Annotated in this window: 22 protein-coding genes; 9 read left to right on the forward strand and 13 right to left on the reverse strand. The window is 73.1% G+C overall.

What is annotated here, in order from left to right; all coding sequences use genetic code 11:
• Window positions 1-38: 38 nt before the first annotated feature.
• Window positions 39-455 carry a PIN domain-containing protein gene (locus ACWCYY_RS20490; RefSeq protein WP_449796868.1) on the reverse strand — a complete coding sequence of 139 codons (417 nt, stop codon included), beginning with the start codon at window positions 453-455 and terminating at the stop codon, window positions 39-41.
• Window positions 455-727, reverse strand: coding sequence for a type II toxin-antitoxin system Phd/YefM family antitoxin (locus tag ACWCYY_RS20495; protein WP_449796869.1), 273 nt, complete (start codon window positions 725-727; stop codon window positions 455-457). The genes ACWCYY_RS20490 and ACWCYY_RS20495 overlap by 1 nt, the downstream gene beginning before the upstream one ends.
• 90 nt (window positions 728-817) lie before the next feature.
• Here ACWCYY_RS20495 and ACWCYY_RS20500 point away from each other — a divergent pair, with 90 nt between their 5' ends.
• Together ACWCYY_RS20500 and ACWCYY_RS20505 are read left to right on the forward strand one after the other, a co-directional pair.
• Window positions 818-2,560: an NAD+ synthase gene (locus ACWCYY_RS20500; RefSeq protein ID WP_449796870.1), complete on the forward strand. Its 1,743-nt coding sequence runs from the start codon at window positions 818-820 to the stop codon at window positions 2,558-2,560.
• Between the two features lie 62 nt (window positions 2,561-2,622).
• On the forward strand, window positions 2,623-4,785 hold the full coding sequence (locus tag ACWCYY_RS20505; protein ID WP_449796871.1) for a hypothetical protein: 2,163 nt from the start codon (window positions 2,623-2,625) through the stop codon (window positions 4,783-4,785).
• A 99-nt stretch (window positions 4,786-4,884) separates the two neighbouring features.
• Here the strand turns inward: ACWCYY_RS20505 and ACWCYY_RS20510 are convergent, their stop codons facing one another.
• The 4 genes from ACWCYY_RS20510 to ACWCYY_RS20525 all read right to left on the reverse strand — a co-directional run bounded on the left by ACWCYY_RS20510 (window position 4,885) and on the right by ACWCYY_RS20525 (window position 9,428).
• Complete coding sequence (locus tag ACWCYY_RS20510; protein ID WP_449796872.1) at window positions 4,885-5,892, reverse strand: endonuclease/exonuclease/phosphatase family protein; 1,008 nt, start codon at window positions 5,890-5,892, stop codon at window positions 4,885-4,887.
• Between the two features lie 68 nt (window positions 5,893-5,960).
• Window positions 5,961-6,965 carry an endonuclease/exonuclease/phosphatase family protein gene (locus tag ACWCYY_RS20515; protein WP_380150179.1) on the reverse strand — a complete coding sequence of 335 codons (1,005 nt, stop codon included), beginning with the start codon at window positions 6,963-6,965 and terminating at the stop codon, window positions 5,961-5,963.
• Window positions 6,966-7,100: 135 nt separating this feature from the next.
• The gene (locus ACWCYY_RS20520) at window positions 7,101-7,775 is read right to left on the reverse strand and encodes a TetR/AcrR family transcriptional regulator (protein ID WP_449796873.1); all 675 of its coding nucleotides are present in this window, start codon (window positions 7,773-7,775) and stop codon (window positions 7,101-7,103) included.
• A 54-nt stretch (window positions 7,776-7,829) separates the two neighbouring features.
• Window positions 7,830-9,428, reverse strand: coding sequence for a DHA2 family efflux MFS transporter permease subunit (locus tag ACWCYY_RS20525; protein WP_380150177.1), 1,599 nt, complete (start codon window positions 9,426-9,428; stop codon window positions 7,830-7,832).
• Between the two features lie 232 nt (window positions 9,429-9,660).
• Here ACWCYY_RS20525 and panB point away from each other — a divergent pair, with 232 nt between their 5' ends.
• Window positions 9,661-10,524: a 3-methyl-2-oxobutanoate hydroxymethyltransferase gene (panB, locus tag ACWCYY_RS20530; RefSeq protein WP_380150176.1), complete on the forward strand. Its 864-nt coding sequence runs from the start codon at window positions 9,661-9,663 to the stop codon at window positions 10,522-10,524.
• Between the two features lie 68 nt (window positions 10,525-10,592).
• Here panB and ACWCYY_RS20535 read toward each other — a convergent pair whose 3' ends face one another.
• Window positions 10,593-11,021: a hypothetical protein gene (locus ACWCYY_RS20535; RefSeq protein ID WP_449796874.1), complete on the reverse strand. Its 429-nt coding sequence runs from the start codon at window positions 11,019-11,021 to the stop codon at window positions 10,593-10,595.
• A gap of 196 nt (window positions 11,022-11,217) precedes the next feature.
• On the opposite strand from ACWCYY_RS20535, the gene ACWCYY_RS20540 reads away from it, so the two are divergent.
• Both ACWCYY_RS20540 and ACWCYY_RS20545 read left to right on the forward strand, forming a co-directional pair.
• On the forward strand, window positions 11,218-12,207 hold the full coding sequence (locus ACWCYY_RS20540; RefSeq protein ID WP_449796875.1) for an ATP-binding cassette domain-containing protein: 990 nt from the start codon (window positions 11,218-11,220) through the stop codon (window positions 12,205-12,207).
• Window positions 12,204-13,013 carry an ABC transporter permease gene (locus ACWCYY_RS20545; RefSeq protein WP_380150173.1) on the forward strand — a complete coding sequence of 270 codons (810 nt, stop codon included), beginning with the start codon at window positions 12,204-12,206 and terminating at the stop codon, window positions 13,011-13,013. The genes ACWCYY_RS20540 and ACWCYY_RS20545 overlap by 4 nt, the downstream gene beginning before the upstream one ends.
• Before the next feature lie 13 nt (window positions 13,014-13,026).
• Here the strand turns inward: ACWCYY_RS20545 and ACWCYY_RS20550 are convergent, their stop codons facing one another.
• Entirely contained in the window at window positions 13,027-16,353 is a 3,327-nt protein-coding gene (locus ACWCYY_RS20550; protein ID WP_449796876.1) for a BTAD domain-containing putative transcriptional regulator, read from the reverse strand.
• Between the two features lie 160 nt (window positions 16,354-16,513).
• Between ACWCYY_RS20550 and ACWCYY_RS20555 the strand changes: the two genes are divergently transcribed.
• Window positions 16,514-17,329, forward strand: a complete 816-nt coding sequence (locus tag ACWCYY_RS20555) for a site-2 protease family protein (RefSeq protein ID WP_345282704.1) — start codon at window positions 16,514-16,516, stop codon at window positions 17,327-17,329.
• Here the strand turns inward: ACWCYY_RS20555 and ACWCYY_RS20560 are convergent.
• The 4 genes from ACWCYY_RS20560 to npdG form a co-directional block, all read right to left on the reverse strand.
• Complete coding sequence (locus ACWCYY_RS20560) at window positions 17,302-18,402, reverse strand: Gfo/Idh/MocA family protein (RefSeq protein ID WP_449796877.1); 1,101 nt, start codon at window positions 18,400-18,402, stop codon at window positions 17,302-17,304. The genes ACWCYY_RS20555 and ACWCYY_RS20560 overlap by 28 nt on opposite strands.
• Window positions 18,399-19,064, reverse strand: coding sequence for a ThuA domain-containing protein (locus ACWCYY_RS20565; protein WP_449796878.1), 666 nt, complete (start codon window positions 19,062-19,064; stop codon window positions 18,399-18,401). Before ACWCYY_RS20565 ends, ACWCYY_RS20560 begins: the two co-directional genes overlap by 4 nt.
• 66 nt (window positions 19,065-19,130) lie before the next feature.
• The gene (locus tag ACWCYY_RS20570; protein WP_345282710.1) at window positions 19,131-19,316 is read right to left on the reverse strand and encodes a hypothetical protein; all 186 of its coding nucleotides are present in this window, start codon (window positions 19,314-19,316) and stop codon (window positions 19,131-19,133) included.
• A gap of 88 nt (window positions 19,317-19,404) precedes the next feature.
• Window positions 19,405-20,103 carry an NADPH-dependent F420 reductase gene (npdG, locus tag ACWCYY_RS20575; protein ID WP_449796879.1) on the reverse strand — a complete coding sequence of 233 codons (699 nt, stop codon included), beginning with the start codon at window positions 20,101-20,103 and terminating at the stop codon, window positions 19,405-19,407.
• A 47-nt stretch (window positions 20,104-20,150) separates the two neighbouring features.
• Here npdG and ACWCYY_RS20580 point away from each other — a divergent pair, with 47 nt between their 5' ends.
• The gene (locus ACWCYY_RS20580; RefSeq protein WP_345282714.1) at window positions 20,151-20,741 is read left to right on the forward strand and encodes a hypothetical protein; all 591 of its coding nucleotides are present in this window, start codon (window positions 20,151-20,153) and stop codon (window positions 20,739-20,741) included.
• A gap of 79 nt (window positions 20,742-20,820) precedes the next feature.
• Window positions 20,821-22,143, forward strand: coding sequence for an MFS transporter (locus tag ACWCYY_RS20585; protein WP_345282716.1), 1,323 nt, complete (start codon window positions 20,821-20,823; stop codon window positions 22,141-22,143).
• A gap of 7 nt (window positions 22,144-22,150) precedes the next feature.
• Here ACWCYY_RS20585 and ACWCYY_RS20590 read toward each other — a convergent pair whose 3' ends face one another.
• Window positions 22,151-22,378, reverse strand: a complete 228-nt coding sequence (locus ACWCYY_RS20590; protein WP_345282718.1) for a hypothetical protein — start codon at window positions 22,376-22,378, stop codon at window positions 22,151-22,153.
• Window positions 22,379-22,473: 95 nt separating this feature from the next.
• Between ACWCYY_RS20590 and map the strand changes: the two genes are divergently transcribed.
• Complete coding sequence (map, locus tag ACWCYY_RS20595) at window positions 22,474-23,331, forward strand: type I methionyl aminopeptidase (RefSeq protein ID WP_345282719.1); 858 nt, start codon at window positions 22,474-22,476, stop codon at window positions 23,329-23,331.
• Window positions 23,332-23,472 lie beyond the last annotated feature (141 nt).

Genomic DNA, 23,472 nt, shown 5'->3' on the forward strand with positions numbered 1-23,472 from the left:
GAGTCCAGCCCGGCGAGACCGGCGATCCGAACGGAGCGTCAGTCGACCGGCACGAACGGGTCGATCACCGGTACCCCGGTCCGCGCGACGTCCTTGACGTTGCGGGTCACCAGCGTCAATCCGTGCACCTTCGCCGTGGCAGCCAGCAGACCGTCACCCGTCGGCAGGGGGTCCGGCACTGTCAGCAGGGCCCAGGCCTCGGCGATCTCCGAAGTCACCGGGAGGATGCGATCGGCATAGCTCAGCCGGATGGCCGCCAACCACTCGTCCAGTCGTTCCGCCTGCGCCGGGTCGCGGCGACGGAGGCGTTCCACCCCCCGCCTGATCTCACCGATCACCAACGCACTGGTGAAGACCGGACCGCCACCGACCGAGCGGAGCCAGCCGGTCACCGCCCGGTCCGGTTCGCGCTTGCGCAGCTCGGACAGCACGTTCGTGTCGAGCAGATAACCCATCAGTTCTCCCCGAAGTCCACCGGTCGCGGGTGGTCGCGCTCGGCGACGATCACGTCCAGCTCGTCCGCCAGCGCGTCGTCGAAGGAGGGCTCGCGCCGTAGCAGGAACTCCTCGAACGAGACCTCCTCACCCTTGAGCCGCCGGTACTCCCTTATGTCGATGACGACCGCGACCTCGTCGCCGTGCCGGGTGACGATCTGCGGCCCCTCCGCCTCTGCCAGGCGGAGAACCTCGCTGAACTTCTGCTTCGCTTCCTGGACCTGCCAAGCCATCCCAAGAACCTCCGTCTAGTCTGTCCAGACTTCAGAGTACGACGTAGACCCCCTGGCGACATAGCGTCAGTTAGACGATAAGGTGAGGTCATGCCGAATCTGCGTATCGCCCTCTGCCAGACCGACCCCTGGGTCGGTGACATCGAGCGCAACTGCGAGGAGGTGGTGCGCTGGGCCAGGCGGGCCGCCGGGAGCGGGGCGCAGCTGGTGGCGTTCCCGGAGATGGTGGTGACGGGGTACCCGGTGGAGGACCTGGCACTGCGGGGGTCCTTCGTCAACGCTTCGCGGGAGGCGCTCGCCCGGCTGGCCGGGACGCTGGCCGAGGAAGGGCTCGGGGAGCTGCCCGTGGTGGTCGGATACCTGGGGCGGTCCACCGAGGCGTGGCGCGGGCGCCCCGCCGGGTCGCCGCAGAACTGTGCGGCGGTGCTGCACCGCGGCGAGGTGAAGGGCCGCTTCGCCAAGCACCACCTCCCCAACTACGGGGTCTTCGACGAGCACCGCTACTTCGTCCCCGGCGACCAGCTGCCGGTCCTGCGCCTGCACGGGGTGGACGTGGCCCTCGCCATCTGCGAGGACATCTGGCAGGACGGCGGCCGCGTCCAGGCGGCGCGGGAGGCCGGGGCGGGGCTGCTGCTCGTCCTGAACGGGTCGCCGTACGAGCGGGAGAAGGACGACACCCGCCTCGCCCTGGTCCGCAAGCGCGCGCAGGAGGCCGGCTGCGCGCTGGCGTACGTGAACATGGTCGGCGCCCAGGACGAGCTGGTCTTCGACGGGGACTCGCTGATCGTCGACGCGCAGGGTGAAGTCCTGTCCCGCGCACCGCAGTTCGAGGAGCACCTGCTGCTCGCCGACCTGGAGCTCCCGGCGGCCACCGACGCCACCGACGGTCTGCTGCTGAACGACGGCCTGCGCCTGGCCCGCACCGACCTCGGCGGCACCCCCGAGGACCGGAAACCGACGGGGCGTCAGACGCCCGCACCCCGGCTCGGTGACGAGGCCGAGGTGTACCAGGCGCTGGTGGAGGGCACCCGGGCGTACGTCCGCAAGAACGGCTTCCGCTCGGTGCTGATCGGAGTGTCCGGCGGGATCGACTCCGCACTGGTGGCGGCGATCGCCACCGACGCGCTCGGCGGGGAGAACGTGCACGGCGTCTCGATGCCGAGCCGGTACTCCTCGCAGCACTCCCGCGACGACGCCGCCGAGCTGGCCCGCCGCACCGGGCTGCACCTGCGCACGATCTCGATCGCCCCGATGTTCGACGCCTACACCGCCGCCACCGAGCTGACCGGGCTGGCGGAGGAGAACCTCCAGTCCCGCCTGCGCGGCACCCTGCTGATGGCGGTCTCCAACCAGGAGGGCCACCTCGTCCTCGCGCCGGGCAACAAGAGCGAGCTGGCGGTCGGCTACTCGACCCTCTACGGCGACTCGGTCGGCGCGTACGGGCCGATCAAGGACGTCTACAAGACCCTGGTCTTCCGCCTCGCCCAGTGGCGCAACGCGGCGGCGCTCGAACGCGGCGAGCAGCCGCCGATCCCGGAGAACACCATCGCCAAGCCGCCCTCCGCCGAGCTGCGGCCGGACCAGGTGGACACCGACTCGCTCCCCGACTACGAGCTGCTGGACGCCGTGCTCGACCTCTACGTGGAGGGCGACCAGGGGCGGGACGCGATCGTCGCGCGGGGGTACGACCCGGCCGTGGTGGACCGGATCGTCCGGCTGGTCGACACCGCCGAGTACAAGCGGCGCCAGTACCCGCCGGGCCCGAAGGTCTCCCCCAAGGGCTTCGGCCGCGACCGCCGGCTGCCCGTCACCAACCGCTGGCGCCAGGGCTGAGCGCGGGAGCGACGGGCGAAACCGGGGTGCGGGGGCGGCCGGGGCTCTGCGAGCATGCACGGATGTCCGAGCAGCTCGAAGCCCTGGTCCTCCGGAACACCCACCGCATCCCCGTCCCCACCGGCCCGCTGGGCCAAGGGGCCACCGTCACGCGGCAGTTGGACGCGGCGCTGCTCTCGGTCGGCTTCAAGCTGTCGGCCGAGCTGTTCGGGCACCTGGCGCAGCTGGACGCGGAGGCGGTGGCCGGCACCGGGGCCCGCACCCTGGCCACCGTCCGCGGCCTGGTCGGCGACCACGTCCGGCACAACAGCTACTTCGTCGACTTCCCGGCGAACGTACCGGACACGGCGGAGTTCTGGGCGTTCTGCCTGTCCCGGGCCCTGGAGGAGGACGGCGGGCGCCTGCTCCAGCGGCTCGGCGTCGGGTCGGTCAACCTGCTGGACCTCCCGGACTACGGCAGGTACCGGCACCGCTACGAGGAACTCCTCGCCAAGCACGCCGAGTTGATCGCGGGGGCCACCGACCGGGTGACCGTCCTGCACCTCGGCGGGCCGCTCCGCGACGAACGGACGGCGCTCTACCTGGCCCTGGCCGGCAGCACCACCCCGCTCGGCCCGGACGGGCTGCGCGACCTCGCCGTGCTCGCCCCGCTCTGCACCGACGGGCCCCAGCCCGACGCCATCCCGGTCCGGGAGAACCGGGCAGTGGTCAACCGGGCCCGCCTGCACGCGGGTTCGGCCCTGGAGCTGGACACCGTCACCGACGTGCTCCGGCTGGCCTGCGTGCTCTCCGACGGAGACCCGACCCTCACCGAACCCACCCGGCTGCGCGGGCTGCGCCGCCCGGTGCGCCGCGCCCTGCTGGCCGGGCTGGACGCGGTGGTGGCGGCCGAGCCCGCCAAGCTGGCGGACGTGCACCCGCACCGTGAGCAGTTCAAGCGCCTGGGTGAGCGGCTCCACCCGCACGAGTACCCCCGGTGGCCGCACGCCGCCCGGGTGTTCGCGGTCGCGCGCGGCGAGGAGCGGGCCCCGACCCTGAACGGCCGGACCGAGGCGCTGCTCGCCGACGGCGACGCCGGCGGGGCGGCCCGCCTGCTGGCCACGGCCGCACCCGGCCGGCTCTTCCGGGCGCTGGACCACCTGCTGACCGCCTGCCCCGACGAGGAGGAGCGCGAGGCCGTGCTGGCCGCCGCCGAGCGGGCCGCACCGCAGGTCTCCGGCCGGGTCCTGCTCTCGCTCCGGGAGCACCTGCTGAACCGGACCCGGCCCGACCGGGCCAAGCGGGTGTTCACCAACCGCCTGGGCCGCGCCTGGGTCGCCGACGACCACCGCCCCGGGCTGCCGGAGACGGCCGGGGACCGGCTCGCGGCGCTGCTGGACCGGGAGACCCGCCGACGGCTCCCGCACCCCGCTCACCTGCTGCTCGACCCGGCCGTGCTGGACGTCGCGGTGCCGCTCGGTGGCAAGGCGACCTCCAGCGGGGTCGGCGTGCTGCCCCGGGGGTCGGTCTCCAGGGTCGAGGGCGAGTTGCTGCGCTTCTTCGTGTACTGGCACCAGGCCCGGACCAGCACCGACTTCGACCTGTCGGCGCTGCTGCTGGACGAGAAGTACGGCACCCTGGGCTGGCTCTCGTACACCGAGCTGACGAGCCTGGAGGGCGAGCACTCGGGCGACGTCACGGACGCCAGGGACGGCGCCTCGGAGTTCATCAACCTCCGCCTCGGCGCGGTGCGCGGCACGTACATCGTGCCGCAGGTGAACATCTACGACGGCGAGGGCTTCGAGCAGGTGAAGGAGTCGTTCTTCGGCTACATGCTGCGCGAGGCCGAGCAGCAGGGCCGGCCCTTCGAGGCGCGCACCGTCCGGATGAAGTCCGAGCTGCGCGGCCCCGGCCGGGTCGCCCTGCCGCTGGTCTTCCTGCGCGATCCGGACGGCACCTGGTGGGCGAAGTGGCTGCACCTGCACCTCAAGGGCCGCCCGCACGCCAACCAGGTCGAGGGCAACCGGGTCTCGGTGGCCACCCTGGTGCGCGGCGCGGTGGAGCGGCGGTACCTGACGGTGCGCCACCTCACCGGACTGATGGACGCGGTGACCACCACCCTCTGGGACGGCGCCACCGTCCCGGACGGGCCGGTCACCTTCGTCGGGCTGGAGCGGCCCGAGGGCCTGCACCCGGACTCCACCGTCGTCACGCCGGAAAACCTGCGTGATCTGATCCCCGCCTGACTGCTAGCGTGGCCGCGGCGGCGAGGCCATGGACGGGCTTCCTTCTCATCTTCCAATGAACTAGTCCGTCCGCTCTCCTCGCCGCCACCGGAACGGCCCTCACAGCTTGAACGAGGCGGCCACCGCCCGGTGGTCGCTGCCGCTCCTCGGCAGCAGCCAGGAGTCGGTGGCGGTCAGCTTCCCCCCGCTGAGCACGTGGTCGATCCGGACCATCGGGAAGGCCGCCGGGAAGGTGAAGCCGAAGCCCTGGCCGGCCGTCTCCTGAGCCGATGTCAGCTGCTCGGTGAGCGGGTCGAACGCACGGTCCGTCAGACTCCCGTTCAGGTCGCCCATCAGCAGCACCCTCTCCTCCGGCTCGCTCCGCAGGGCGGCGCTCAGCGCCTTGACGCTCTCGTTCCGCGGGTCGGCACCGAAGCCGCTGCGCGGGGTGACCCGGACGGAGTCCAGGTGGCCGTAGTACACCGCCACCCGCCCCTTGGGCGTCTCCACCACCGCACGGGCCGCCGTGCCGATGTGCTGGATGCCGTCCTTCTCGACGAACCCGCCCGGCACGATCGGGTACTTGGACCACAGGCCGTCGGTGGTCGAGCCGCCCAGGTAGTAGGGGTAGGCGGAGGCCAGGCCCCACCGGTACTCGCCGAGGGCGGCCGACTCCATCTCCTGGAGGGCGATCAGGTCGGCGCCCGAGTCCTTCAGGACCTTCAGCGTGCCGGCGTAGTCCACGTTGGCGGCCGCCACGTTGTGGCTCACCACCGTCAGGTCGCCCTTCCCGCTGCTGCCGTCCGCCAGCGCCCCGCCGTACATCGCCAGCCAGACCGCCCCGGGCAGCGCCGTCGCCACCAGCGCGGTGGCCGAGCGGCGCAGCAGCGCGCCGAGCAGCAGCGCGAGCACCAGCAGGCCGCTCCACGGCAGGAAGGTCTCGACGAAGCCGCCGAGGTTGCCGCCGTCGGGCAACAGCGAGTGCCCGGCCGTCACCAGCGCCGTCAGCACCGCCAGCCCGGCCAGGATCCGCCCCCGCCGCCAGCGGTTCTTCCGCCGCGCGGGCGGGGACGACGGCTGCGGGGCCTTCCTGGCCCGCACGGGTGCGCGGGTGTCCACCTGAGTCATTCATCCCCCTTGTGACGTTATGTCAGCGTTATGAGGGATCAGACGCCGCCGCGGTGCGGAAGGGTTCCTCAGTACCGGTACTCGGCCGCGATCGCCCGGTGGTCGCTGCCGTCGGCCGGGAGCACCCAGGAGTCGGTCGGGGTGAGGCCGCCCTTGCTGAGGATCTGGTCGATCCGCGCCATCGGGAAGCCGGAGGGCCAGCTGAAGCCGAAGCCGTCCCCGGCCGCGCCCTGGGCGGAGCGCATCTGGGAGGTGACGGGGGCGAGCGAGCGGTCGTTCATGGTGCCGTTGAGGTCGCCGAGCAGCAGCACCTTCTTCACCGGCTCGGCCTCGATCGCGTCACCGAGCGCCTGTGCGCTGACGTCCCGCCGCCCGGCGGTGAAGCCGCTGTCGAACTTCAGCCGGACCGAGGGCAGGTGGGCGACGTAGACGGCGAGCGGGCCCTGAGGGGTCGTCACGGTGGAGCGGAAGGCCCTGGTCCAGCCGATCTTGATGTCCACCACCCGGGTGTCGGAGATCGGGTACTTGGACCAGAGCCCGACGGTGCCCTCCACCACGTGGTACGGGTACGCCGCGGCCAGGCCCTTGCTGTAGGTGCGGACGCCGTCGGCGGCCAGCTCCTCCAGGGCGACGATCTGGGCGCCCGAGTCGTTGAGCAGCTTCACCGTGCCGGCCGGGTCGGTGTTGGCGGCGGCCACGTTGTGGGTGAGCACGGTGAAGTCGCCCCTGCCGGTGCTCTTGTCGGTGAGCAGGCCGCCGAACAGGTTGAGCCAGACCGCCGCCGGCAGCAGCACCGCCACCAGCGCGGTGGCGGAGCGGCGCAGCAGGGCCAGTGCCAGCAGGACCGGGACGGCGAGGCCCAGCCAGGGCAGAAAGGTCTCCAGCAGGCTGCCGAGGTTGCCGAAGCCGTTGGGCACCGAGGAGTGGAAGACCAGCAGCAAGGTGGTGAGCACGGCCAGCGCGGCGATGATCCACCCGCGCCGCCAGGTGCCGGACCGCCAGGAGCGGCGGGGCCGCCGGACCGGGGTCGCCCCGCCGTCCGCCGGAGCCACTGCCTCGTCCGCCCGCGCCATGAACCGTCCTCCGTGCCGTTCCACCGTCGTCAGCCCGAATCCGCCACCCGATCGGCCTGTTTTGTCGGATTCTCGGCTCAGCCTATGACGGCATGGACGTGCGCCCGGCAGCGCGGGGTTCCGGCGCGCCCCGGTTCAGTGAGATTCGCCACCGGACGGAGTCACCGGGACCGTCCGCGGACGGACGGCCGCGCCGTCCAGCACGGCGTCCACCATCCGCTCGGCCAGCCCCTCCTCGTCGAGCGGGGCGTCCTCCCAGAGCAGGGTGCGGATCAGGATCGGCCCCATCACCATCTCGGTGAGCAGCTCCGGGTCGAGGTCGTCGCGCAGCACGCCCTCGTCGATCCCGCGCTGGATGATCTGCCGGGCCAGGTCGCGGCGGGGCCTGACGATCCGTTCCTTGTAGACGGAGCGCAGCTCGGGCCAGCCCTGCAGCTGGCCCATGGCCGACCTGAGCACCCAGCGGGAGCGCTTGGCCATGCCCCGGCGGCGCATGTACTCGATCATCGCGATCAGGTCGTCGCGGACGCCGCCGCCCTTGGAGAGCACCGGCTCGGGCATCTCCAGCCGGGCGACCACGTCGACCAGCAGGGCCTCCTTGTTGGGCCAGCGCCGGTAGATGGTGGCCTTGCCCACGCCCGCCTCGGCGGCGATCCGCTCGATGGAGAGCTCGACCAGGCTGGCGCCGCCCTCCATCAGCCGCTCCACCGCCTCGTAGATCGCCTGCTCGGCCGCCTCGCTGCGCGGCCGCCCCCGCCGGGGCGCGCAGGGCGTCCCGTCGGGGGCGGTGGCGGTGGTCTCGGTCTGCATGGCCCCATTCTGCCCGGCGGCGTTCGAGTACCGGTCCACCGTCATGACGCAGCCTCAGCCCTTCGCCGGGGCGAGCTCGCCCTCGGGGGCCTCGGCGGCACCCTCCCGGCCGGCGCCCGGGGCCGCCGGGGCCTTGCCGGGGAGCAGGAACCAGGCGAGCAGCACGCCCACGAAGGTGACGCCGGCCGACAGCCCGGCGACCACGTGCATGGCGCTGACGAAGGCGTCCTCGGCGGGGGCGACCAGCGCGGTGGCGCCGGTCCGCTCGGCCACCGCGAGGGTGGCCTCCAGCGATTCGCCGGCCTTGTCCCGCAGCGGGGCCGGGAGCCCGGCCAGGGTGTCGGCGACGCCGTCGCGGTAGACGGTGGAGAGCACCGCGCCGAGCACGGCGACCCCGAGCGAGCCGCCGACCTGGCGGAAGGTGTTGTTCAGGGCCGAGCCGGCCCCGGCCTTCTCGCGCGGCAGCGAGCCCATGATGGCCACGGTGACCGGGGGCATCACGTGCGCCATGCCGGCGCCCATCAGGAAGCCGAGCACGACCAGCAGCCAGATCGTGGTGTCCCGGCCGAGCAGCAGGTAGCCGAGGAAGGCCACCACGATCAGCGCCATGCCGCCGGCGCAGGTGGCCCGGACGCCGAAGCGGTCCACCACCAGCCGGGCCCGGGGGGCGAAGACCAGCTGGGCGACGGCCAGCGGGAGCATCAGCACGCCGGCCTGCAGGGCGCTGTAGCCGCGCACGCTCTGGGTGTAGAAGACGCCGAAGAAGGAGACGCCCATCAGCGCGAAGAAGACCAGGCCGATCACCGCGACGGAGGCGCTGAACACCTTGTTGCGGAACCAGCGGACGTCCATCGCGGGGTGGCTGGTGCGGCGCTCCCAGAGCACGAAGACCGCCAGCACGGCCAGGCCGCCGAGGGTCGGGATCCAGGCGCCCGGCGCGGTGAAGTCGGCCAGCTCGCCGCCCTTGATGATGCCGTAGATCAGCGCCACCAGGCCGACGATCGAGAGCAGCACGCCGACCGGGTCCAGCTTGCCGGGGTTGGGGTCCTTGGAGTCCGGCACCAGCAGGGCCATCGCGATCAGGGCGACGATCACGATCGGGACGTTGACCAGGAAGACCGAGCCCCACCAGAAGTGCTCGATCAGCAGGCCGCCGGTGATCGGGCCGATGGCGATGGCCAGGCCGACCGCGCCGGCCCAGATGCCGATCGCCTTGGGCTGCTCGTGCCGCTCGAAGACGTTCATGATGATGGCCAGCGTGGCGGGCATCACGAAGGCGCCACCGAGGCCCATCACCGCGCGGAAGCCGATGAGTTCGCCCGGCGAGGAGGCCAGCGCGGAGAGCAGCGAGCCGAGGCCGAAGACCACCATGCCGCCGAGCAGCGACCACTTGCGCCCGAGCCGGTCACCGAGCAGACCCGCGGTGAAGAGCAGGCCGGCGAAGACCAGGGTGTAGGAGTTGATGGACCATTCGAGGTCGCTCTGGGTGGCGCCGAGGCCGGTGGGCGCGGGCGAGGCGATGGTCTTCATCGCCACGTTGAGGATCGAGTTGTCGAGGACGACGACGAGCAGGGCGAGCACCAGGGTGCCCAGGATCGCCCAGCGTCGGCGGTGTACGGCCTCCGGAATCCGGGACGGCGCGGCGGTGGTCATGCTTCTCCCCCATGCAGGTGCAGGTTCTTAACGAGACCGTGGCGTCTCGTAAATCAGCCTAGCGGGCGTTTCGATACGAGACGGGTCCGTATCGCAAATTCTCGGCAAAGAAGCGCCCGGAAGAAGCGCGTGCGCCCGGTCTTTGCGAGCCGGGGCGGGCGTGCAAGCATGGGAGCAGATCCGGGGACGCCGCACGGCGCCACGAGACGACAACCCATCAGGAGCCTGTTCCATGAACGCTTCTCCGCTTCAGCCTGCCCAGGGGACCGCGCAGACCCTGTACGGCGGGATCACCAACCGCCGCGTCACCGTCCGGGACATCGCCGCCGCCAAGCAGCGGGGCGAGCGCTGGGCGATGCTCACGGCGTACGACGCCCTCACCGCCGGCGTCTTCGACGAGGCCGGCATCCCGGTGCTGCTGGTCGGCGACTCGGCCGGGAACTGCCACCTCGGCTACGAGAACACCGTGCCGGTGACGATGGACCAGATGGTCATGCTGTCGGCCGCGGTGGTGCGCGGCACCAAGCGCGCGCTGGTGGTCGGCGACATGCCGTTCGGCTCGTACCAGGAGTCCGCCGGCCAGGCGATGCACAACGCGGCCCGGCTGATGAAGGAGGCGGGCGTCGGCGCGGTCAAGCTGGAGGGCGGCGAGCGCAGCGCCCGTTCGATCGAGCTGCTGGTCGAGGCCGGCATCCCGGTGATGGCCCACATCGGGCTGACCCCGCAGTCGGTGCACGCGCTCGGCGGCTACCCGGTCCAGGGGCGCGGCGACGAGGCCGCGCACCAGCTGCTCCGGGACGCCAAGGCGGTGCAGCAGGCGGGCGCCTTCTCGGTGGTGCTGGAGGCCGTGCCGGCCGAGCTGGCGGCGCAGGTCACCGAGCAGCTGGCGATCCCGACGGTGGGGATCGGCGCGGGGGCGGGCACCGACGCCCAGGTGCTGGTGTGGACCGACATGGCCGGGATGACGGCGGGCCGGGTGCCCAAGTTCGTCAAGCAGTACGCGAACCTGCGGGCCGTCCTGGGCGACGCCGCCCGGGAGTTCGCGGCCGAGGTGGGCGCGGGCACCTTCCCGGCGCCGGAGCACACCTTCAAGTAGGACGCGGAAACACGGAGGAGCGGCGCCTGGGCCCGGGCGCCGCTCCTCCGTCGTTCACCGACGGGTCATCAGCAGGAGACCGGCACGTCCAGGGTCACCGGAGTGTTGTACCAGCCGAACGAGGACACCGAGAAGGAGGCGTGCACCGTGGAGTTGCACGGCACGGTGCCGCCGACGCCCTCGACCTTGATGGTCGAGGCGTAGAAGGTGCGGTAGCCCTGGTAGGAGCCGATCGAGGCGCCGCCCACGACGTTGCCGTTCAGGTTGACGACGAGGTCCTTGGGCTGGATCGGGTAGCCCGGGCTCGGCGGGCCGGCGAGCGCGATCGTGCCGTAGAGCGCGACCTGGTCGCCGGTGACGTCAGCGCAGACCTTGGTGGAGAGGCCCGACTGAAGCGCCGAGTAGCTGCAGGTGGTGACGGTGGTGGCGGCCTGGGCCGGGGTGGCGGCCAGGGCCAGGCCGGCGGCACCGGCGGCGACGAGCATCTTGCGGAACATGAGAGTGTCCCTCCCTCGACAGCGCACACGGCCCCACGCCATGTGCTGCTGCAATGTGATATTTCACTATACTCGTTAATCTGATGGTTCGTCAGGTTGAACGGATCACGATCTTCCGGTGACGGATGACAGCACCCCGACCGCGGCGACAGCGGGCTGACAGCGCGGTGACAGCCGGGGCGGACAGGCTGCTGCCATGACCCGAATCGAGAACGCCGTCGAGGTGCGCGGCATCGTCAAGCACTACGGAGAGACCAAGGCCCTGGACGGCGTGGACCTGACCGTCCGTCAGGGCACCGTGCTCGGCGTGCTCGGCCCGAACGGGGCCGGCAAGACCACCCTGGTCCGGATCCTCTCCACCCTGATCAAGCCGGACGCCGGCACCGCCGTGGTCGGCGGCTACGACGTGCTGACCCAGCCCAAGGAGCTGCGCCGCACCATCGGCCTCACCGGCCAGTACGCCTCGGTGGACGAGCTGCTCTCCGGCTACGAGAACCTCTACCTGATCGGCCGGCTGCTGGACCTGAGCAGCAAGCAGGCCAAGGCCCGGGCCGCCGAACTGCTGGAGCGCTTCTCCCTCACCGAGGCCGCCAGGCGCCCCGCCAAGACCTACTCCGGCGGGATGCGCCGCCGCCTCGACCTGGCCGCCTCGATGATCGGCCACCCGAAGGTGCTCTACCTGGACGAGCCCACCACCGGCCTGGACCCGCGGACCCGCAACGAGGTCTGGGACGAGGTCCAGCGGATGGTCCGCGAGGGCTCCACCGTGCTGCTCACCACCCAGTACATGGAGGAGGCCGAGCAGCTGGCCCACGAGCTGACCGTGATCGACCGCGGCCGGGTGATCGCCAACGGCGCGGTCGCCGAGCTCAAGGCCCAGGTCGGCGGCCGCACCCTGCAGGTCCGCCCGCAGCGGCCGGCCGAGCTCCCCGAGATGGCCCGCTGCCTGCGCGAGGCCGGGCTGCCCTACGTGACCCTCTCCGAGGACGCTGGCCTGCTCTCGGTCCAGCTGACCGACGACGAGCAGCTCACCACCGTGGTCGGCGTGCTGGGCGCGCGCGGCTTCGGCATCGCCGGCATCGACACCCAACTGCCCACGCTGGACGAGGTCTTCCTGACCATCACCGGCAAGCCGCAGAACACCGTCCCCTCCCAGCCCGTCCGCGACAAGGAGCCCGTGGCATGAGCGCCGCCACCCTGAACCCGGCCGCCCCGGCCCACACCTCCTCCAGCGCCGCCGCGCTGCGTCACGTCGGCGCGCTGACCCGCCGCAACCTGATGCGGATCAAGGCCGACCCGGAGTCGATGATCGACGCCCTGTTCGTGCCGATCATCTTCACCCTGCTCTTCACCTACGTCTTCGGCGGCGCCGTGGCCGGCGGCCAGGACCAGTACATCCAGTGGCTGGTCCCCGGCCTGCTCGGCTCCACCGGCCTCAACCTGGCGATGGCCGTCGGCACCGGTCTGAACAGCGACTTCCAGACCGGCGTGATGGACCGCTTCCGCACCCTGCCGATCGGCCGCGCCTCGGTGCTGCTCGCCAAGATCGCGGCGGAGCTGATGCGGGCGCTGGTCTCCTTCACCATCCTGATCGTCTTCGCGATGATCCTCGGGCTGAAGCTGACCGCGGGCTTCCTGCCGCTGCTGGCCGCCGTGGGCCTCTCGCTGCTCTTCGGCACCTCGATCATCTGGATCTCCATGCTGCTCGGCATGGCGATGCGCAGCGCCCAGGCCGTCCAGGGCGTCTCGATGCTGGTGATCATGCCGCTGCAGTTCGGCAGCTCGACCTTCGCCCCGACCGACACCATGCCCGGCTGGCTGCAGGCCTTCACCGACTACAACCCGCTCTCGGCGCTGGCCGACGCCTGCCGCGGCCTGATCAACGGCAACGCCCCGATCGCCCACTCCGTGACGGTGGTGCTGATCTGGTCCGTGGTGGTCACCGCGATCACCGCCCCGCTGGCGGTGGCCCGCTTCCGCAAGCGGACCTGACCGCCACCAGCTCCTAGAAGTCCCGCACCCGGTCGAGCAGTTCGCTGGTGTGCGGGAGGTCGAGCGCCGCGCCCTCCGCGAGGGCCGCGTCGTACTCCTCCTGACCGAGCAGGGCCCGCGCCGAGGCGTGGGCCTTCTCGCGCTCCTCCCGTTCGATGAAGGTGCCGCGCGGGCCGTGCAGGGCGTCGTGCGAACCCAGCAGCACCGTGGAGAAGCGGATCAGGGAGCGGTCCCCCCGGTGCTCGCCGACCGCCAGCAGGGTGCCGACGAAGGACGGGATCAGCAGCACCGTCATGTGATCGGCGAACACCCCGGCCATGCCGGGGACGTCCCGCATCCGGTACCGGCCCTCCTTGAGCACGGCCAGCGCCCCCTCCGGGTCCCCTGACCGGGCCACCACCCAGCTGCGGATGCAGAGCACCAGGCCGGTGAAGACCCCGGGCACCAGCGGCCCGAGCAGCTGCTTGTGCTCCGTCAGGTAGTCCAGCTCGGCCAGCGCCTCGGCGTGCTCCCCGCGGCGGCTGAGCAGCCCGCAGAGCACCAGCCGGCCGAACAGCTGCGCGCCGTCGGCGGATCCGGTGCCGCCCTGCTCCACCTCGGCCAGCGCCGCGCGCACCATCCGCTCGCCCTCGTCGGGGTCGGTCTGCAGCAGTGCCTCGCCGAGCCGCACCTTGAGCATCGGCACCTCGTGGTACGCGCCCAACTCCTCGGCCAGCTCGATCGACTGACGGTACGTCCGGGCCGCCCCGGCCGCGTCGCCGTCGTTGCCCATCGCCTCGGCCTGGGCGGCCAGCGCCTCCGAGCGGCCCCAGCGGTCGCCGAGCCGGGTGAAGATCTCCAGCGCCTCGTTGGCGTCCAGCACCGCCTGCGGCAGCCCGCCCACCCAGTCGTTCAGGGTGCGGGCCCGGATCTGCAGCAGGAAGGCCAGGTCGGTCTCGCGGCCGTGGATCCGGGCGCCCGCCACCGCCTCGTCCAGCAGGCCCTTCATGTTGTCCATGCGGCCGGTCAGGAAGGACGCGAAGACCCGCATCAGCGAGGGGAAGCGGTAGGACTGCGGCAGGTCGGGACCGTAGGCGTCCATGATCCGCTCGGCCCGGGCGACCTGGACCTCGTGGTCCTCCTGCTCCAGGCCCCCCGCGAAGGCCGTGACCAGGCGGTGCAGGTGCACCTGGCGGCGGGCCTCCTGCGCCATCTCCGGCGCCATCGGCAGCGGGTGCTCCAGCGGCCCCTCGACCAGCGGCACCGGCGGCGGGGCGTCGTCGGCGAACGGGTCCGGGCCGAGCCGGCAGACCTCGTCGTACCAGGCGGCGGCCTCGGCCCGGAAGTCCCGCAACTGCCAGTACCAGCCCATGCCGAGCACCAGGACCATCGCCTCCTGCTCCTCGCCCCGGTCCACCGCCCGGCGGATCGCGGCCCGGACGTTGTCCTGCTCGCGCTCCAGCAGCTGGAGGATCGCCAGCTGCCCGGGGCCGTGGATGTCCAGGTCGGCGCGGCGCACCAGCTCGCGGTGGTAGCGGACGTGACGCATCGCCACCTCCGGCTCGCCGGCCTCGGCCAGCCGCTCGCCCGCGTACTCCAGGATGGTCTCCAGCATCCGGTACCGGGGCCGCTCCCCCAGCCCGGCCACCAGCAGGGACTTGTCGACCAGCGAGAGCAGCAGGTCGGCGACCTCCTCCCGGGGCACCTCGGCCTCGTCGGAGCAGACCTCCTCGGCCGCCTCCAGGGTGCAGCCGCCGGCGAACACCGAGAGGCGGCGCAGCACCGCGCGCTCCCGCTTGCCCAGCAGGTCCCAGCTCCAGTCCACCACCGCGCGCAGGGTCTGCTGGCGCGGCAGCAGGGTCCGCGAGCCGGCCGTCAGCAGCGCGAAGCGGCTGTCCAGCCGGTCGGCCAGCTGACGCGGGGTCAGGCCGCGCAGCCGGGCCGCGGCCAGCTCGATGGCCAGCGGCAGGCCGTCCAGGCGGCGGCAGATCTCGGCGCAGGCGGCCTGGTCCTCGGCCGGGTCGAAGCCGGGACGGGCGGCCGCGCCGCGCTCGGCCAGCAGCCGCATCGCCACCTGGCCGGGCAGCGGCTCGACCGGCAGCAGCACCTCGCCGGGCACCCCGAGCGGCTCCCGGCTGGTGGCCAGCACGGTCAGCTCCGGGCACTCGGCCAGCAGCTGGTCGGCCAGCTCGGCGGCGGCCTGCACCAGGTGCTCGCAGTTGTCCAGCACCAGCAGCATCCGGTGCTGGCCGCAGTGCTCGACGATCCGGCGCACCGGGTCGACGGTGCGGGCCGCCTCGCCGACGGCCCCGCCGGAGTGCAGCACCGTCTCGCGCAGGCCGAGCGCCGAGAGCACCGCGCCGGGCACCGCGGCGGCGTCCTCCAGCGGGGCCAGCTCGACCAGCCAGACGCCGTCCGGCCACCGGCCGCCGTCCTGCTCGGCCAGCGCGGCCTCCAGCGAGAGCCGGGTCTTGCCGGAGCCGCCGGGGCCGGTCAGCGTGGTCAGCCGGCCCGTCGTCAGGGCGGACTGCAGCGCGGCCAGGTCCTCGCCCCGGCCGACGAAACTGGTGAGCCGGCGGCGCAGGTTCCCCTGGGTCCGGCGCGGCGGGGCGGCGGCGGCCGGGGCCGCCGGCGGCGGGGCGGGCTGGCCGTCCAGCAGCTCGCGGTGCAGGGCCCGCAGCGCCTCGCCCGGATCGGCGCCCAGCTGCTCGGCCAGCTCACGGCGGATCAGTTCGTAGCGCTGGAGCGCCTCGCCGGTGCGTCCGGTGGCCCGCAGCGCGCGGATCAGCAGCACGGCCAGCGGCTCGTCCAGCGGGCGGGCCCCGCAGAGCTCGGCCAGCTCGGCGGTCAGCTCGGCGGCCCGGCCGAGCTCCAGCTCGGCGGCGATCCGGTCCCGGCGGGCCTCGTCCCGCTCGGCCTCCAGGCGGGTGGCGGTGCCGCCGCGGTCCGGCAGGTCGGCCAGCGCCGGTCCGCGCCAGAGCGCCAGGCCGGCCGAGAGCCGCTCGGCCGCGCGCGGGAAGTCCCCGGCCGCCACGGCCGCCCGGCCCTCGGCGGTGAGCCGCTGGAAGTCGGCCAGGTCGTTGGCCCGGGCGGCGGTGGTCCAGTAGCCGGCCGGGCCGGAGCCGATCTCCTCCCGGCCGACGGTGCGGCGCAGCCGCCCGACCAGGGTCTGCAGCGCGGCGGCCGAGTCCTGCGGCGGATCGGCGCCCCAGACCTCGTCCACCAGCAGGTCGGCCGGGACGGGCCGGCCCTGGCGCAGCACCAGGGCGGTGAGCAGCGCGCGCAGCCGGGCCCCGCCGAGCGGCACGGGGGTGCCGTCGTCGCGGCGGGCGGTGGTGGTTCCGAGGATGCCGTAGTGCACCGGACCATTCTCGGGGACGCGGGGCCGCGCTCAGGTACGAATATCCTTCGGAACCGTCGCCCGTGGCGGTCCGTTCACCTCTCGCGCCTTGTGGGTGTCAGGCCCGCCGGGCATGATCGACCGTCACACCCGCCACTCCCCGCATCGGAGCCCGCCCGTCATGACCTTCGCCGAAGCCCAGCGTTCACGCCGCGAGGAGCGCCGGATCAGCCCGGTGTTCTGGGTGCTGCTGGCCACCCTGGGCACCTCCGGCTGGGCGGTCGCCACCGGCTACGGCAGCGCCCGGTTCGGGGTGTTCCTCTTCGTGGTGGCGGGCTGGATGGTCTCGCTCTGCCTGCACGAGTACGCGCACGCCCGCACGGCGCTGCACGGCGGCGACATCTCCATCGGCTCCAAGGGCTACCTGACGCTCAACCCGCTCAAGTACGCCAACGTGCTGCTGAGCTTCGTGCTGCCGGTGGTCTTCGTGATCCTCGGCGGCATCGGCCTCCCCGGCGGCGCGGTCTACATCGAACGGCACCGGATCAACGGCCGCCTGAAGCACAGCCTGATCTCCGCCGCCGGCCCGCTGGTGAACGTGGTCTTCGCGGCGGCCCTGCTGATCCCGCTCGGCGCCGGCTGGCTGGACGACCCCACGGTGTACGCCGAGGTGATGGGCCGTGAGCTCAACGTCTCGCCGCTGGCCGGGGCGCTGGCCTTCCTCGGCATGCTCCAGGTCAGCGCGGCCCTGCTGAACCTGCTGCCGGTGCCCGGCCTGGACGGCTACGGCATCATCGAGCCCTGGCTCTCGTACCAGACCCGGCGCAGCCTCTCCCAGATCGCCCCGTACGGCATGCTGGCGGTCTTCCTGCTGCTCTGGCAGCCCGAGGTGAACTCCTGGTTCTTCGGCGTGGTGGACGGCGTGATCGGCCTGTTCGGCGTCGACACCAACTACGTGGCGCTGGGCGACTACCTGTTCCGCTTCTGGAAGTCCTGACGCACCGTCGCCGCCGGCCGCTCGCAGGTGGTCCCCACCTCGACGGGCGAGCCGGTGGCGGCCGCGGCGGTCAGGCACTCCATCACGTCCAGCACGTGCAGGGCGAGACCGGCCGAGGCGCGGTGCGGGGTGCCGGCCGCCAGGGAGCGGGCCAGGTCGGCGACCCCGTGGCCGCGGGCGGCACCGTACTCACCGGCCGGCGGGGCGACCGGCTCCCAGCCGGTGGCGCCGGCGCGGTGCAGGGCGACCGGGCCGTCGAACTCGTTCGGGTCCGGCACGGAGAGCGAGCCGGCCGTGCCGTACACCTCGATGTGCGGCAGCCGGGCGGCCCAGACCTCGAAGCTCATCAGCAGGGTGGACACCGCCCCGCCGCGGTGCTCCAGCAGCCCGGTGAGGTGGGTGGGCACCTCGCTGCGGAAGCGGGCCCCCGCCCGCGGCCCGGTGGCCACCTCCCGCTCCGGCCGCGGGGTGGCGGCCAGGCCGGTGACCCGGCGGACCGGGCCCAGCAGGGTGACCAGTGCGCTCAGGTGGTACGGGCCCATGTCGTACAGCGGGCCGCCGCCCGGGCGGTAGTAGAACTCCGGGTCCGGGTGCCAGAGTTCGTGGCCCGGGGTGGTCATGAAGGCGGTCGCGGCGAAGGGGGTGCCGATCTCCCCCGCGTCCAGCAGCGCGCGGGCGGTCTGGGTGCCCGCACCGAGCACGGTGTCCGGCGCGCAGCCGACCCGGACCCCGGCGGCCTCCGCGGCGGCCAGCACCGCACGGGCCTGCCCGGTGGTGGCGGCCAGCGGCTTCTCGCCGTAGACGTGCTTGCCGGCGGCGATCGCGCGCAGCGCGACCTCGGCGTGCGCGGCGGGCACGGTGAGGTTGAGCACCAGGTCGACGTCCTCGGCGGCGCAGAGCTCCGCCACGGTGGTGGCCCGCGCGCCCGCCCGTGCGGCGGCCGCCCCGGCCCGTGCCGGGTCCAGGTCGGCGACGGCGGTGACGGTGGTCTCCGGCTGCCGGGTCAGGGCGTCCAGGTAGACCCCGCTGATCTTCCCGGCCCCGACCACCCCGACCCGCAGCGGGGCGCTCACGCGGCGCCCCGGGTGGCCCAGTGCATGCCCTGACGCAGCATCAGGTCGGCCTGCGGGTGCGCCAGGTCGGCCGGCGTGTGCCCGAGCACGGTGACGAAGACCCGCCCCGCGCCCCAGCTCCGGGCCCAGGCGACCGGGACGGTGACGCCGGTCAGCTCGGGGTGGTCCGGGTCGGCGGCGAACTCGGTGACCGCGAGCGGGACCACCGCCGGGTCCAGGTGCAGGTAGTACTGCTCACTGGTCAGCTCGAAGGGCGTGACCCCCGCCGTGGCCGGGTGCTCCCCGACCGGCGTGACCAGGTAGCGGACGTGCTCCCGCGGGTGGTGGACGAACTGACCGCCCGTCATCAGCTGGTACTCGGTGCTCTCCCGGAAGGCGTCCACGATCCCGCCGTGCCATCCGGCCAGCCCGGTCCCCGCCCGCACGGCGGCCGTCAGCCCGGCGGCCTGCGCCTCGGTGATCGCGCCCATCGTCCAGCACTGCACCACCAGGTCGGTGCCGGCCAGCAGCTCCGCGTCCAGGTAGCTGTCCAGGGTGTCCGAGACGGCCACCCGGTACCCGTCCCGCTCCAGCCGCTCCGCGTACCGGTCCGAGGCCGCGACCGGCTCGTGCCCGGCCCAGCCTCCCCGCACCACCAGCGCCGTCCGACCCGCCCGTGCCATTCGCCCTCCCCGGCCGTCGCCACAGTGAAATGTTACATGGCACAGCGGATTCGCACAGGGGCCCGGTCAGCCCTGTCCGGCGGCGGCCTTCTCCACCCGCGCCCGGCGCAGGTAGTACCAGGCGATGTTGCTGGAGACGCCGGCCATCAGCACCCAGACGACCCCCAGCCAGGTCCCCTGCACGAACGACACCACGGCGGCGCACACCGCCAGCACGAACACGATCGACGCGTACAGGGCATTACGGGGCATGGCACGGAACTCCTAGACCGGGACTCGGGACGCCGTCCATTCTCGCCGACGGCCCGAGCGGTCCCGGCCAGGGGTCCCGCGGGTCGGTTCACACGTCGGTGACGCGCAGGCCCGCGTGGGCCTTGTAGCGGCGGTTCACCGAGATGAGGTTGGCGACCAGGCCCTCGACCTGGTGGGCGTTGCGCAGGCGGCCGGCGAAGATGCCGCGCATGCCGGAGATCAGCGAGGCCAGGGCCTGGACCAGGTCGGTGGCCTCGCGGTCGTCGCCGAGGACCAGGACGTCGGTGTCGATCCGCTCGATGTCGCGGTCCTGGAGCAGGACGGCGGAGAGGTGGTGGAAGGCGGCGGTGACCCGGGACTCCGGGAGCAGGGCGGCGGCCTGCTGGGCGGCGCTGCCCTCCTCGACCTTCAGGGCGTAGGCGCCCTGCTTGTCGAAGCCGAGCGGGTTGACGCAGTCCACCACGATCTTCCCGGCCAGCTCCTCCCGCAGCTCGGCGAGGGTGGCGGCGTGGCCGTCCCACGGCACCGCGATGATCACGATGTCGCTCTCCCGGGCGCAGGCCGCGTTGTCCGCGCCGCGCACGCCGTAGCCGATCTCGGCGGCCGCGCCCTCGGCCCGCTCGGCGGTGCGGGAGCCGATCACCACCTGCTGCCCGGCCCGGGCCAGCCGGTAGGCGAGGCCGCGGCCCTGGTCGCCGGTGCCGCCGAGCACGCCGACCACCAGGCCGGAGACGTCGGGCAGGGCGGGGGCGCCGACGGGCGGGTTCACTGAATCGTGGGAAGTCATGCCGGAATCCTGCCAAATGCGCTGCGCCCTCTCCATGCTGACGGTCCATGGACGCGATGAGAGTTTCGGCACTCCGGGCCGCCCTGACCGGGACGGGCTGGGTGGAGGAGGCCGGGGAGTTCGCCGGGACGCTGCGCCGCGCCACCGGGCGCCGCACCGCCTCCGGCCTGCTGCTGGTCGGCACCGCGGCGTACGAGCCCTGGCACCTGGCCGCCCACCTGGAGGAGGAGGCCGGGCTGACCGGCCTGCCGGGCCTGGCCCCGACCCTGCTGCGGCACCGGGTGGAGCCGCAGGCCCCGGCCCACCTGGCGCACGGGCTGCGGCGGCTGACGGAGGCCCGGCGCGGGGCCACCGTGCTGCTGGTGGCTCCGGAGGCGGCCGGGGCGCCGCTGCTGGAGCGGGTGCGGGACGCCCGTCGGGGCGGGGCCACCGTGCTGGCCCTGGACGGCGGGGACGCGGAGCTCGGCGGCCTGGCGCACGAGCGGCTGACCGTCCCGGCCGACGCGCGGGAGGACACCGAGGGTCCGTTCGAACTGGTCCAACACCTCGTCAGTTCCGCCGCCGGCGCCCCCTCCCCGCGCGGCCGGCTGGCCCGCCTCGCCGAGCGGCTGGCCGGCTCCCCGCTCTCCCGCTGGTAGACCGATCCGCCCGGATCCCACCGGACCGGGTCGAAATTCGCTTGCCGTTCGGAGACGCACCGTCGCAGCATGGCTCAACGTGACTTCCGAACCCCCTGACGCTCCCCCGTCCTTCTGGCAGCGGCTGCGCCCCGACCTGACCCCGTGGCGCTCCTCCCGGGACTTCCGGCTGCTCTGGAGCGCCGGGTGCGTCTCGTCCTTCGGCAGCTTCCTGACCTACGTCGCGGTGCCGCTGCAGATCAAGCACCTGACCAACTCCCCGATCGCGGTCGGCCTGATCGGCGCGGTCGAGCTGGTCCCGCTGATCGTCTTCGGCCTCTGGGGCGGCGCCCTCGCCGACGCGCTGGACCGGCGCAAGCTGGTGCTCTGCTCGGAGGTCGGCCTGCTGCTGCTCTCCGGCCTGCTGCTGCTGAACGCGCTGCTGCCGAGCCCGGTGCTCTGGCCGATCTACCTGGTCGCTGCCCTGGTCGCGGCCGCCGACGGCCTGCAGCGCCCGGCGCTGGACTCGATGACCCCGCGGATCGTCCCGCACGACCAGCTGCCCGCCGCCTTCACCCTGCTCTCGCTCTACCGCAACGCCGCCTCGGTGGCCGGCCCGGCACTGGCCGGCGTGATCGTCGCGGTCGCGGGGGTGGAGACCGCGTACGCGCTGGACGTGCTGACCTTCGCGGCCTCGCTGGTGCTGCTCTACAAGATCCGGGCGGTGCCGCCGTCCACCGGCGCGGAGAAGCCCTCGCTGAGCGCGATCGCCAACGGCATCAAGTACGCCTGGGGACGCAAGGACCTGCTCTCCACCTACGTGATCGACATCGTGGCGATGCTGTTCGCCTTCCCGGTCGCGATCTACGCCTTCTGGGCCTCCGACCTGAAGGCCGACTGGGCGCTCGGCCTGATGTACGGGGCCACCGCCGCCGGTGCGCTGGTGGTCTCGGCCACCGGCGGCTGGACCTCGCACGTGCACCGGCACGGCCGGATGCTGGTGCTGGCCGCGCTCGGCTGGGGCGTCTCCATCCTGCTGGCCGGCCTGGTCGGCAACATCTGGCTGGTGCTGCTCTGCCTGGCCCTGGCCGGCGGCGCCGACCAGGTCAGCGGCGTGGCCCGGTCCTCGATCTGGAACCAGTCGATCCCGGACGAGTTCCGCGGCCGGCTCGCCGGGGTGGAGCTGCTCAGCTACTCGGTCGGCCCCCAGCTGGGCCAGGCCCGGGCCGGCGGCATGGCCACCGCGATCGGCGTCCGGGGCTCGGTCTGGGCCGGCGGGCTGGCCTGCGTGGTCGGCGTGGTCGCCCTGACCGCCGCGGTGCCGCGGCTGCTGCGCTACGACGACCGCACCGACGAGCACGTGGCCGCCGTCCGGGCCCAGCACGAGGCGCAGGCCGCCGAGCGCGACGCGCTGGCGGCCTGACGGCCCGTCAGCTGCCCGGCTGCTGCTGGGCGTCGTCGTTCCACGCCGGGTCGTTCTTCCACTCCCGGTTCCGCTCGGCCGCCGTCTCCAGCGCGTGCGCCGCCTCCTCGGGGGTGGCGTACGGGCCGAGGCGGTCCTTGGCCGGGCACTCCGGGCCCTCCTCGACCTTGCTGTGCTTGATGCAGTAGAACCACTCACCGGGCTTCCCGGTGGGCTTGCTCTTCCCGAACGGCATGTCGTCCTCCTGGTCTCGTACGGTGATCATCTACCCGCGCGGCGGGTTCGCACGCACAGCCGAGCCGGATGATCCACGGCCGATAGACTCCGGCCATGGCTCTCGTACCCGGCATCCAGTCCCCCATCCGCAAGGTCCCGGCGCACATCCCGCGCCCGGAGTACGTCGGCAAGCCGAAGCCGGCCCCGTACACCGGCCCCGAGGTGCAGACCGCCGAGACCATCGAGAAGATGCGGATCGCCGGGCGGATCGCGGCGGAGGCGATGGCCGAGGCGGCCAAGCTGATCGCCCCCGGGGTGACCACCGACCAGCTGGACGTGGTCGCGCACGAGTACATGTGCGACCACGACGCCTACCCGTCCGACCTGGGCTACCGGGGCTTCCCGAAGTCGGTCTGTACCTCCGTCAACGAGGTGATCTGCCACGGCATCCCGGACTCGACCGTGCTGCAGGACGGCGACATCGTCAACATCGACGCCACCGCCTTCATCCACGGGGTGCACGGCGACCTCAACGCCACCTACCTCTGCGGCGACGTGGACGAGGAGTCCCGCCTGCTGGTCGAGCGCACCCGCGAGTCCCTCGACCGGGCGATCAAGGCGGTCAAGCCGGGCCGCCAGATCAACGTGATCGGCCGGGTCATCGAGTCCTACGCCAAGCGCTTCGACTACGGCGTGGTCCGCGACTTCACCGGCCACGGCATCAACACCTCGTTCCACTCCGGGCTGATCATCCCGCACTACGACAGCGAGCGGGCCACCGAGGTGATCAAGCCCGGGATGACCTTCACCATCGAGCCGATGCTCACCCTGGGCACCTACGACTACGACATCTGGGAGGACGGCTGGACGGTGGTCACCAAGGACCGCAAGCGCACCGCCCAGTTCGAGCACACCCTGGTGGTCACCGCCGACGGCGCCGAGATCCTCACCCTCCCGGGCGAGGGCTTCTGACGCACCCGGACACGGGAAAGGGCGGTGGGGGGGGGGGGGGCCGGCCCCCCCCCCCCCCCACCGCACCCCCCCCCCCCCCAAAGCCCCCCCACCCCGTCCCACCCCCCCCACCCAGTGAAACGCGCAGTTGGCCCACCCAAC

Source organism: Kitasatospora sp. NPDC001664 (genome assembly GCF_053596675.1).

Coding starts and splice junctions, on each gene's coding strand:
- ACWCYY_RS20490 (WP_449796868.1), bottom strand. CDS start 455: ATGGGTTATCTGCTCGACACGAACGTGCTGTCCGAGCTGCGCAAGCGC.
- ACWCYY_RS20495 (WP_449796869.1), bottom strand. CDS start 727: ATGGCTTGGCAGGTCCAGGAAGCGAAGCAGAAGTTCAGCGAGGTTCTC.
- ACWCYY_RS20500 (WP_449796870.1), top strand. CDS start 818: ATGCCGAATCTGCGTATCGCCCTCTGCCAGACCGACCCCTGGGTCGGT.
- ACWCYY_RS20505 (WP_449796871.1), top strand. CDS start 2,623: ATGTCCGAGCAGCTCGAAGCCCTGGTCCTCCGGAACACCCACCGCATC.
- ACWCYY_RS20510 (WP_449796872.1), bottom strand. CDS start 5,892: ATGACTCAGGTGGACACCCGCGCACCCGTGCGGGCCAGGAAGGCCCCG.
- ACWCYY_RS20515 (WP_380150179.1), bottom strand. CDS start 6,965: ATGGCGCGGGCGGACGAGGCAGTGGCTCCGGCGGACGGCGGGGCGACC.
- ACWCYY_RS20520 (WP_449796873.1), bottom strand. CDS start 7,775: ATGCAGACCGAGACCACCGCCACCGCCCCCGACGGGACGCCCTGCGCG.
- ACWCYY_RS20525 (WP_380150177.1), bottom strand. CDS start 9,428: ATGACCACCGCCGCGCCGTCCCGGATTCCGGAGGCCGTACACCGCCGA.
- panB (WP_380150176.1), top strand. CDS start 9,661: ATGAACGCTTCTCCGCTTCAGCCTGCCCAGGGGACCGCGCAGACCCTG.
- ACWCYY_RS20535 (WP_449796874.1), bottom strand. CDS start 11,021: ATGTTCCGCAAGATGCTCGTCGCCGCCGGTGCCGCCGGCCTGGCCCTG.
- ACWCYY_RS20540 (WP_449796875.1), top strand. CDS start 11,218: ATGACCCGAATCGAGAACGCCGTCGAGGTGCGCGGCATCGTCAAGCAC.
- ACWCYY_RS20545 (WP_380150173.1), top strand. CDS start 12,204: ATGAGCGCCGCCACCCTGAACCCGGCCGCCCCGGCCCACACCTCCTCC.
- ACWCYY_RS20555 (WP_345282704.1), top strand. CDS start 16,514: ATGACCTTCGCCGAAGCCCAGCGTTCACGCCGCGAGGAGCGCCGGATC.
- ACWCYY_RS20565 (WP_449796878.1), bottom strand. CDS start 19,064: ATGGCACGGGCGGGTCGGACGGCGCTGGTGGTGCGGGGAGGCTGGGCC.
- ACWCYY_RS20570 (WP_345282710.1), bottom strand. CDS start 19,316: ATGCCCCGTAATGCCCTGTACGCGTCGATCGTGTTCGTGCTGGCGGTG.
- npdG (WP_449796879.1), bottom strand. CDS start 20,103: ATGACTTCCCACGATTCAGTGAACCCGCCCGTCGGCGCCCCCGCCCTG.
- ACWCYY_RS20580 (WP_345282714.1), top strand. CDS start 20,151: ATGGACGCGATGAGAGTTTCGGCACTCCGGGCCGCCCTGACCGGGACG.
- ACWCYY_RS20590 (WP_345282718.1), bottom strand. CDS start 22,378: ATGCCGTTCGGGAAGAGCAAGCCCACCGGGAAGCCCGGTGAGTGGTTC.
- map (WP_345282719.1), top strand. CDS start 22,474: ATGGCTCTCGTACCCGGCATCCAGTCCCCCATCCGCAAGGTCCCGGCG.